This window comes from Microcoleus sp. BM001215392 (assembly GCF_036700185.1).
Lineage (GTDB): Bacteria > Cyanobacteriota > Cyanobacteriia > Cyanobacteriales > Microcoleaceae > Microcoleus.
Genome location: NZ_JAUBOJ010000491.1, coordinates 1 through 2,715 on the forward strand (window position 1 = coordinate 1; position 2,715 = coordinate 2,715).

At 42.7% G+C, this 2,715-nt stretch carries 2 protein-coding genes; one reads left to right on the forward strand and one right to left on the reverse strand.

Translation table 11 applies throughout. The features are described from left to right. Nucleotides 1-234: 234 nt before the first annotated feature. The gene (locus tag QT974_RS31295; protein WP_333472271.1) at nt 235-672 is read left to right on the forward strand and encodes a DUF6918 family protein; all 438 of its coding nucleotides are present in this window, start codon (nt 235-237) and stop codon (nt 670-672) included. A gap of 409 nt (nt 673-1,081) precedes the next feature. Here the strand turns inward: QT974_RS31295 and QT974_RS31300 are convergent, their stop codons facing one another. Further along, on the reverse strand, nt 1,082-2,569 hold the full coding sequence (locus QT974_RS31300) for a nickel/cobalt transporter (RefSeq protein ID WP_333472272.1): 1,488 nt from the start codon (nt 2,567-2,569) through the stop codon (nt 1,082-1,084). Nucleotides 2,570-2,715: the final 146 nt, after the last annotated feature.

The window sequence follows — 2,715 nt, forward strand, 5'->3', positions numbered from 1 at the left end:
CGTGGCCTCCGTGGCCTCCGTGAGCATACCTCACTTTTTTGAGAACCGCTATATAATCAGCAGCGGTTGGCATAACATTTTTTTCTCAGAGTACAACCAAAAAGCAATCGCAATATCTGTTTTGCAAAGTCTTTTGCTTCCGGGACTATGCGATCCAAAGCGTATTGATATATAATCGCCAGATGAAACTCAAAGCACATCAGCAAATTTACCGTTAAATCAAGGACAGGAAAAATGGGACTTAGCGATATTCTATTGAATGAAAACAAGAGAGACACTATTGTTGATGACTGTGTAAAATTGATAGACAAACAAGTTGCAGCAGCGCCAGGATTGGGCGGGCTTGCTCTGAAAGCCGCCTACTCTACGGTCAAGGGGATACGGGCTGACTATTGCGCCCAAGTCGTCGATCAACTTTTGCCCGAAATCTCGATCGCACTCGATCCAATGTGGACTGAAGCAGTAAACAACGGCAGCCCAGTCGCATATCTGACTGAAAGAAAAATTCAAGTAGCAGATCAATTGCTCCAAATTAGTGACAAAAAAGCCGAAAACAGCACCAGAGCAGTTGTTAAAGGCGCCTATGCCAAACTCCGCCCCTCAGCAAAGACTTACGTGGAAAACGGCATCCCAGATTTAGCCGAAATTATTAATAAACATAGCGCGAGCTGATGTTAAATAGGTGGGGATTTCCCGCAAATTGAATAAATCTACTCGTTACCAGCAATTCCTGGTAAAACAGCCGTAGGGTGCGTCGCTGTGAACAATCCCTCGCATTCTAGCGAAAATCTCATAGCGACGCACTCCTACAAACACGGTCAGACAAAAACACTTATTTTGTAGCATTACTTTTTGAAACTGGTATTAGTTTCTCATATCGTGTCCGAGTGATTAACCGCCGTAATATTCGTTAAAATTAATTCGTAGTGCGGAATGAATTCCGCAAAATGCTGCGGAATTCATTCCGCACTACAAACCGTTGTTGTTATAGTAATTGACAGGACATGATATCATGCGCCTCAGCACAAAAACATTGGATTCACAAAATCAAAGCTGACGCACCATAGCATCTTAAATTGTCTTATCCATTGCCAATTACCCATTGATTCGCAGCCAATATTTTCAAAATAGCGTCTCCGGTAATTCCCAAGCCCAAAAACATTACAAACACCGCGCTAATGGCTGGCAAAAGTTTGACTGCTGCAATCTGTTTCGGTAGTTTATTAAAATGTTGTTTGGCATAAACTAAGATTAAGCCGATCGCACTCAGCACCACAGCCAATCCCAAACTAAAGGCTACCACGAGTGTCATCCCCAAACCAACATTGCCCAAAGCCGACGCACTCAACAGCATAACCAAAGCGGAAGGACAAGGCAACAAACCGCCAGAAATTCCCAATGCTAATAAGCTTTTCCAAGTAATCGGAGAACCGTCAGCATCTGGCGGCAAATGCGAGTGAAGGCGGCCGTCTCCATGATGGTGGTAGTGATGAGATATATCTGGCTTGACAGGTTTAAATTCTCTTTCCCAAGTTCCCCTAGTCAAAAGATTTACTGGTTCGTCAAGGTTCGTAGTAAGGACTTTAGTCCTTGGGTTTTTGCCGACTAAAGTCCTCACTACGAACCTGGTTTTTTCGATGAGGTGATTTAAGTTGATTTTGGTGCGGACTGAAGTCCTCACTACGAACCTGGTTTTGATTCTTTCTGAAAGTAATTTGATGCCGATGATTGCTACTAATAAACCAGAGATTAAGCTTAGCCAAGGATCGAGTTTTTCTGGCTCGACTAAGTTAGAAGCAAATAGCGTTATTCCGCCGACACCAAACACGCCCGCAGTGTGAGTAATTGTGGTTGTTGCTGCTAAAAATAAAGCGTGTACAGGAGTCGCCCGCGAACCTACTAAATAAGCGCCGACTATGGTTTTCCCATGTCCGGGGGACATCGCGTGCACGCATCCCCAAGTAAATGCTCCGACTACTGCTAGCATCAAACTCCAACCTGACTCCCAGATTGATTCTTTTCCACCTAGTAAAAAATCCCGGTTTTGTGGCGTAAATACAATGCTTTTGACAGCACCGGCTTCTACAATCGTAGCTTGACAGCTAGCTGTCGGTACTCCTGGCAAAAATAGATTGTATTTAATCCGCAATTTGTGGTTTTTTGAAGTTACGTTAGATTCTGGCCAGCTATAGTTTAAGATTAAGGTGCTGTGAGTATTGGGCTGTTGAATTAAGCTGGCAGTTTTAGCTGCTATTTCTAGGGGTTTGACTGTAACCGATCCAGGATTTTTGCTACTGTTGCTGATGCTGATTTTTTGACCTAAAAACTTTTCTAGTTCTGTTTGATGATTCCTAACTTCTGCCAGTTGTAACTGTCCGTCTCCATTGTCGTCGGCAAATTTTGTTAAGCCTGTGGGAAAGGTTAATGTTATTTCGGTTTGCAAATCGTTGACGATGATTTCGGCTACTGATAAGTCTGACCAGTGAGAGTAAGCTGGTTGGGTTGAGTTTGTACAAAATAGTAAGATTGTGAGCGAAAAAAGCATGAGATATTTGGATAATTTGCTCATTTTTTTCTTCATAATTACCTCTTTTCGGTTATTTTCTGGATAGATTATTGGGTATTTTTGGTGATTTTGACAGGAATTTTGCGATGATTTTGACAGGAATTTTGCGATGATTCCGACAGGAATTTTGCGATGATTCCGACAGGAAT